The 6,785-nt window shown below is 55.1% G+C and carries 8 protein-coding genes; all 8 read right to left on the bottom strand.

Annotated elements, in window-relative coordinates; genetic code table 11:
* The coding region (locus O71_RS22875; protein ID WP_007660976.1) for a ThiF family adenylyltransferase at positions 1-162 on the bottom strand (162 nt) is incomplete at its 3' end.
* On the bottom strand, positions 162-1,352 hold the full coding sequence (locus tag O71_RS24790) for an NTP transferase domain-containing protein (protein ID WP_202800252.1): 1,191 nt from the start codon (positions 1,350-1,352) through the stop codon (positions 162-164). The genes O71_RS22875 and O71_RS24790, both read right to left, overlap by 1 nt.
* Complete coding sequence (gene moaC, locus O71_RS20500; protein WP_007660978.1) at positions 1,312-1,788, bottom strand: cyclic pyranopterin monophosphate synthase MoaC; 477 nt, start codon at positions 1,786-1,788, stop codon at positions 1,312-1,314. The genes O71_RS24790 and moaC overlap by 41 nt, the downstream gene beginning before the upstream one ends.
* Positions 1,789-1,808: 20 nt before the next feature.
* Entirely contained in the window at positions 1,809-2,129 is a 321-nt protein-coding gene (locus O71_RS26145) for a hypothetical protein (RefSeq protein ID WP_237717927.1), read from the bottom strand.
* Positions 2,105-3,052, bottom strand: coding sequence for a molybdopterin molybdotransferase MoeA (locus O71_RS20505; protein ID WP_237717928.1), 948 nt, complete (start codon positions 3,050-3,052; stop codon positions 2,105-2,107). The genes O71_RS26145 and O71_RS20505 overlap by 25 nt, the downstream gene beginning before the upstream one ends.
* Positions 3,053-3,069: 17 nt before the next feature.
* A complete protein-coding gene (gene moaA / locus O71_RS20510; RefSeq protein WP_007660979.1) occupies positions 3,070-4,050 on the bottom strand; it encodes a GTP 3',8-cyclase MoaA in 981 nt (326 codons plus the stop codon).
* A 226-nt stretch (positions 4,051-4,276) separates the two neighbouring features.
* Positions 4,277-6,430: a xanthine dehydrogenase family protein molybdopterin-binding subunit gene (locus O71_RS20515; protein WP_007660980.1), complete on the bottom strand. Its 2,154-nt coding sequence runs from the start codon at positions 6,428-6,430 to the stop codon at positions 4,277-4,279.
* A 3-nt stretch (positions 6,431-6,433) separates the two neighbouring features.
* Positions 6,434-6,785 (bottom strand): (2Fe-2S)-binding protein (locus O71_RS20520; protein ID WP_007660983.1); only part of this gene is annotated, 352 nt, incomplete at its 5' end.

Here is a 6,785-nt window from a genome sequence, read left to right on the forward strand (position 1 = left end):
CGTGCCTATACCTGCAGCGGCCAGGTACTGCGCAGCCGGACAACCCAGTCCGCCAGCCCCCACCACCAGCACACGTGTCTGCTGCAAGTGCTTCTGGCTCGCCTCCCCGAAACCCGGCAAGGCGATCTGGCAACTGTAGCGTAACAAATCGGAAGCTTGCATTAGTAAGTGGTTTTATCTTGAAGCAACAGCTGTACCTGCTCCAGTTCCTCCGGCGTGTTCACGTTAAGCAGGGCATCCGCATTCGCAGATTCTATCAGATGAATCTCGCAATTGCGCAGCACCTTGCGCGGACAGGTATAGCCCTGCGCCAGAAATGAAAGCAGTACCTGATAACTCTTCGGCTCCCAAATCGCGATCAGTGGTTCCGGAAATCCGTCCTGCGGACTGGCGTATGTGGTGGCATTGGCGGAGGTATTTCTATGCTCCACGAGGTGCTTCAACGTAGCTGGGTCGAGCAGCGGCAAGTCGCACGCCACAACCAGCCAGGCGGCATCCGGGTCTTTGCGGAAAGCTGATAGAATAGCACCGTAAGGTCCCAAGCCGATGAAGGTGTCGGTCAATGTGCTGTAATTGACATCCAGCTCCGCCTGCTGCTCAGTACGACAGGAGATGTATACCTGCTCACACAACTCGCCCAGCAGATCGGCCATGTGATAGCGCTGCTCTTTTCCGTGCCAAGCCATCGCACCTTTGTCCTGGCCCATGCGCAGACTCTTTCCACCGGCCAGCACCAGGCCGTTCAGCTTTGGCTTGGCTTGTAGCATCTGCTCTTGAAAGAAGGAGACAACCTTGCCGGTTTCGCTTAGCTGCAGCACAGGTATAGTCTGCCAGTCAGGTATAGCCTCCTGCAGAAAATCGTATACCTCCTCCATCCCATCGGCCAACAAAAACAGCACGATATTGGTCAGCTGCGGCAGTCTTTTCTGCAGCGACGATTTTTTGGCTTCATCGATGATCACCACCTGCGCCTTGGCCTGTTCGTGGTTGCCGTTCACCAGCACCAGGTCGGTGTCCTGGAACAGCTGCCGGAACTGAAACGCATTCAGCTCACGCTTCATGTCGAACTGGTGGTAATGGATCTGGTCGGTATACTCTGCTACAGCGCCAGAAGCCAAACGTCCAGGCAACACCGCCCCTTCATCGGCATTGGCGTGGTGTGCGTCCACATAGGCGCATTTGTAGTCGGCCGACAAACCCTTGATCAGATCATCCGCCAGTGCCTTGATCTTGCCGCAGGGTGCGCCCACGATGGCCCATTCGTTGCGCCCGAAGTTGCCGTAAGCCGGACGAGCGATCTTACTGTGTTTGCTATGCTCTTTTGAAGTCACGCTTTCCTCCTGTCTTTTCAATCAGCTTCGTTTCCTTAATTACAATGTCGTGGCTCAGCGCCTTGCACATGTCATACACAGTGAGCGCCGCCACCGAGGCCCCCACCAGCGCCTCCATCTCTATACCTGTTTTGGCGGTGATGCTGGCTGTGCAGTCGATCACCACCTCCTGCTGTTCGTTGAGTTGAATGGTGATGTTGCAATTGTCCATACCGATCGGGTGACAAAGCGGGATCAGTTCACCCGTTTTCTTAGCCGCCATGATACCGGCGATGATCGCGGTCTGAAACACCGATCCTTTTTTGGTCTGAATATCGTCAGCCGCGAACTTCTCCAGTACCTCCGGCGGCAGCGACACAATGCTGCGTGCCGTGGCGGTACGATGCGTGGCCTGCTTGCCGCCCACGTCTACCATCGTTGCCTGGCCTTTATCGTTCAAGTGTGAAAAATCAGTCATGGTTTTGGTTTGTAAAAGTTTTATTCCCTCGCTCGCGTCCCGCGAGCGAGGGCGAAGTGTAATCCTACCTCCTTAAACGGCCACACCCGGTACACCTCCCCTTTCTGAAACGCACTCCCTTCCGCCGGAAGCTCTAAAAAAGCATCAGCTTCGACCAGATTCGAAAAGTCACCGGAGCCGTTGCCTTCGAGCGGCGTGGCCAGTAATTGACCTTGCTCGCTGATGTTTAGCTTTACTTGCAGAAAATACTGCAGGGGCGGCTGAAAAGAAAAATCAGAGTTCAAAACGGCATACATACCTGCCTGTCTGGCTATACCTAAACAAGCCTGCAACCAGGGCATAAAATAGCGATGCAGGCACATGAAGGTAGAACCGGGTTACCCGGCAGGGCGAAAACTACAGCACCTCCTGCATGCACCCCAAACCAAAAAGGCTTGCCCGGTCGCTGCTGCACTTTATGAAACAACTTCTCCACGGCCAGCTCTTCCAGCACCTGCGGGACATAGTCGAATTTTCCCATCGAGATGCCGCCGCTCAGTATCAACACATCGTAGCGTTCCAAGCAATCCTGTAGTCGTGCTTTCAGTTGACTTTGATCATCTGCTATATGCAAGAGATCAGCCTGAAGACCGTATTTTTCCAGAGCAGCTTTCACCATGTAACTGTTCGAGCGTCTGATTTGGTAGGGCGAAGGGTTTTGATTCACGTCCACCAGTTCGTCGCCTGTCGAAATCACCACCGTGCGGGGCAGCTTTTTGACAGTAAGCTGCGTTGCCCCCACCGCTGCGGCCATCCCTACCAAAGCAACGTTCACCGTTTGGTTGGCTGTGGCTACTACCTCTCCTTGCTTCCGGTCCTTGCCTTGGGTATGGATGCTCTGCCCTTGCTGCAGCGCGTCGACTTTAACTGTGGCCTGCCCGTCCTGCATTTCCAGATCTTCGTAGCGAATCACAGTATCGACTGAGAGAGGCAATGCCGCGCCGGTCATGATCTCCACGCACTCGTCGGGCGAGGAAATCTCAATTGGACTGTCCCCTGCCGCCTGTGTGCCTTTGATGCGGAAAGTGCGGGTGCCTGTTGCAAAGTCTTCGTAGCGGATGGCAATGCCGTCCATGGCGACCCGGTTGAAGGGTGGCAGGTCGCGGTCGGTGCGCAGGTCCTCCGCCAGCACCCGGCCCAGCGTCTTTTCGAAAGGCAGTTGCTCGGTGCCAAAGTCTCTGACCTGGGCCTGTATGATGGCTTCCGCTTCTTGAACTGAAATCATGTTTGTGGTAGTTTAGATCAGCCTCCAATACTGGCCATGGAAGTATGCAGCGACTGGCTGTTTTTCTCAGCTTCCCAACCGTCTTTTTCTTTCAGACTGATGGCTTGGCTAAGTGCAAGCTGCAGTTGTTGCAACGGCATACCACTGCGCATCAGGTCCTTTACATTCAGCACGCTATCGCCGTAGAGACAGGTCTTAAGCTCGCCCTGCGGCGTGAGCCGGATGCGGTTGCAGGTACCGCAGAAAGAACGGGTATAAGCGGCAATAATCCCCACGCTGCCCTTGTGCCCCGGTATCTGGTAATTGTAGGAGGTGGAGTGCGGCGGATCGATCGTTTTTGTAATGGCCGGGTGCTGCTCTTTGATCTTCTCCAAAATGCGAAAATGATCCCAGGCGAGGGAGGTATAGTGACTTTCGCCACCGTTGAAAGGCATCTCTTCGATGAAACGCACACTTACCGGATGGCTTTTGGTGAGTTCTACCAGCGGCAGGATATCCTCGGTGTTTTTTCCTTCCATCACCACGGCATTGATCTTCACTTCGATCCCATGCTGCAGCAAAGCTTCCAGTGTTTCGAGCACGGAAGGTAATACATCGCGACGGGTAATGGCGAAGAATCGGTTCGGGTCGAGGGTGTCAAGACTGAGGTTGACGGAGTGTATACCTATTTTCTTGAGCTCCGGCACAAAAGGGGCCGTGAGCACTCCGTTAGTGGTCAGCGTCAGCTGCTGTAGCCCCTGCAATTGGGAGAGTTTCGACAGGAAAGGCATGAAATCTTTGCGCACAAAAGGCTCACCTCCCGTAATTCGGATCTTCTCAATTCCCATGCGCAGCATCACCTGACTGATGTGGAGCATCTCCTCATAGCTCATCAGCTCGCTCCGCGAAAGCCAGTCCAGCCCCTGCTCCGGCATGCAGTAAAAGCAACGCAGATTGCACCTGTCGGTCACCGCCAGTCGCAAATAGTTAATCTTCCTTCCGTGTCTGTCTACCAACATGCTTAACTGTACTATTTATTTGCTGCGGATGTTTGGTTATTCTCTCTATCAGGTCAAACCATCCCTGCCCTTTCAAAAGGGAGATATTTTATCTCCCTCGCTCGCGTCCCGCGAGTGTGAGCTATCGGGCGGACTCTGGCCGCTTTGGTTTGTGCCTACCGGCACACGTGGCGAGACGCCACTGGATAGCTCACACTCGCGGGACGCGAGCGAGGGGATAGATTATCTATATAACCTTCCCACCCTTCAACTCCGGCTGCTCCATGAACGGCTGGTTGCGGAGGCGTTTGCCGGTGGCTTTGAAGATGGCGTTTGCTACGGCGCCTCCGGTTGGTGGGAGCGCTGGTTCGCCCAAGCCGGTCGGATCGATGCCGTTGTTCACGAAATGCACGTCGATCTCAGGCACTTCTTTGAGGCGGATCAGGCGGTAGTTGTTGAAGTTCTTCTGCTCTACGGCGCCGTCCTTGAAGGAGAGTTTGCTGTACATGGCATGGCCCAGACCGTCCACGATACCGCCGCGCACCTGCTGGTAGGCACCGCTCAGGTTTACCACAATGCCACAGTCAGCAGCAGCGTATACCTTCTCTACTACCGGCACCGATTTCACTAGCTTCACCTCGGCCACCTGTGCTACATATGAGCGGTGTGAGAAGTAAACGCTGAAGCCCTGGTGCACGCCTTTCTTCTTGCCCCAGTTCGATTTCTCAGCAGCCAGTTCGATCACGCCACGCATGCGGTCGATGTCGTATTTGATCTCCCCTACCGGCGTTTTTTTCGCTTTATCCAATAGCTCGAGGTGGAACTGCACCGGGTCTTTTTTAGCTGCCTGCGCTACCTCATCGAGGAAAGCCTGCTCGGCGAAAGCCAGGAAGTTGGTGATCGGGGCACGCCACGGACCAGTCGTGATCGGTGATTTATGTTCTACTGAATCGATCAACAGGTTCTCTACGGCACCGGATGGGAAGTTGTCTTCTCGCGTTGGGTTGCCGGAGTTGATGCCCACACCACGCAGTTTGTAGCCGATCATGTTGCCTTTGGCATCCAGGGCCGCCTCAAAACGGTAGCGCACTGCCGGACGATAGGTACCGCCGGACATGTCATCTTCACGGCTCCAGATCACTTTCACGGGTGCTTTGATGATGCTCGAAAGCTCGGCAGCTTCCAGCACATAGTCTGCGCTGAGGCGACGACCGAAACCACCACCCAGGCGTGTCAGCTCCAGCGTGATCTTTTCGGGGGCAATATCGAGTAGTTTCGCCACCATGTCGCGGGCACGTTGTGGCGTTTGGGTAGGACCAGCCAGCTCTACGCCATCCGGACGCACATGCGCGAAGAAGTTCATCGGCTCCATCGGGCTGTGTGACAGGAACGGGCACTGGTACTCGCTCTTGATCACTTTGGCCGCATTCTTAAAGGCCGCCTCCACGTCACCGTCTTTGCGGCGCACTGTAGCATCCGGACTATTGAGTAGTTCCTTGAACAGACGATCGTGGTCGGCAGAGCTTTCCAAGGCCCCGTCTGGTTCGTAGGCAATCTTCAGCTCCTTACGGGCCTTCATCACCTGCCAGGTCGATTTGCCGACCACGGCCACATTGTTACCAAATGTGACTACGTCTACTATACCCGGCATCGCTTTGGCTTTGGCAGCATCTACCGATTTCAGCTTCATGCCAAAAGCTTCCGGACGCTGGATCACGGCGAAGAGCATTCCCTCTTTGTACACATCCAGCCCATAAAGCGGCTTGCCGGTGATCATTTCGTGGTTGTCGACGTTGCGAACGGCCGTGCCAATCAGTTTGAAGTCTTTGTTGTCCTTCAGCTTCACGTCCGTTGGCACTGGCAATTTGGAGGCTTCGATGGCCAGTTCACCATAGCTCAGTTTACGATCGCTGGTAGCGTGTACTACCATGCCGTTTTCTGTGCTGAGGGAGTTAGCCGATACGTTCCAGCGTTTGGCGGCCGCTTCCATCAACATCTGGCGGGCTGTAGCACCAGCTTTGCGCAGGCGTTCCCAGGAGTGCGGTACGGCACCACTGCCACCTGTTACCTGGCGCTCAAATTTGTTTGTATCCAGGGGAGCCTGCACCACTTTCACTTTGGTCCAGTCGGCATCCAGCTCCTCTGCCACGATCATCGGGAAAGAGGTCTTGATGTTCTGCCCCAGTTCCGGGTTCGGCGACAAAATAGTAATGATGTTTTCCGGGGAAATAGAGAGGTAGCTGTTGAAGTCGATGGCAGCTGCCGGCAGGTTCGATCCGTCGATCAGGCCCAGGCCCGAAGCAATAGAGCTGGTCGAGTTGAAACCCAAGACAAGACCGCCGCCCGCCACGGCGAACAGCTTCATGAAATTGCGTCTGCTTTCCTGTGTTAGTTCTGACATGGCTTATTTGAGTTTAGTGGCGGCTAATGCAACAGCTTCACGAATGCGGTGGTAGGTACCGCAACGGCAGATATTGCCGTTCATGGCATTGTCGATCTCCTCGGCAGTAGGCTTCTGGTTCTTATTCAGAAGTGCCGTAGCCGTCATGATCTGCCCGGCCTGGCAGTAGCCGCACTGGGCCACATCCACTTCGTCCCAGGCCAGCTGCACCGGATGGTCGCCGGCCTCAGACAAGCCTTCAATCGTGGTGATCTTAGCGCTGGCAGCGGCAGAAACAGGGTACACGCAGGAGCGCATGGCGTTGCCGTTGACATGCACGGTGCAGGCGCCGCATTGTGCAATGCCGCAGCCATAC

Source organism: Pontibacter sp. BAB1700 (assembly GCF_000277005.1).
Lineage (GTDB): Bacteria > Bacteroidota > Bacteroidia > Cytophagales > Hymenobacteraceae > Pontibacter > Pontibacter lucknowensis.

What these genes read in the sequence shown, in the direction of transcription:
- O71_RS20505 (WP_237717928.1), bottom strand. Translation starts at nt 3,052, where the DNA reads ATGATTTCAGTTCAAGAAGCGGAAGCCATCATACAGGCCCAGGTCAGA.
- moaC (WP_007660978.1), bottom strand. Translation starts at nt 1,788, where the DNA reads ATGACTGATTTTTCACACTTGAACGATAAAGGCCAGGCAACGATGGTA.
- O71_RS26145 (WP_237717927.1), bottom strand. Translation starts at nt 2,129, where the DNA reads ATGCCCTGGTTGCAGGCTTGTTTAGGTATAGCCAGACAGGCAGGTATG.
- O71_RS20515 (WP_007660980.1), bottom strand. Translation starts at nt 6,430, where the DNA reads ATGTCAGAACTAACACAGGAAAGCAGACGCAATTTCATGAAGCTGTTC.
- moaA (WP_007660979.1), bottom strand. Translation starts at nt 4,050, where the DNA reads ATGTTGGTAGACAGACACGGAAGGAAGATTAACTATTTGCGACTGGCG.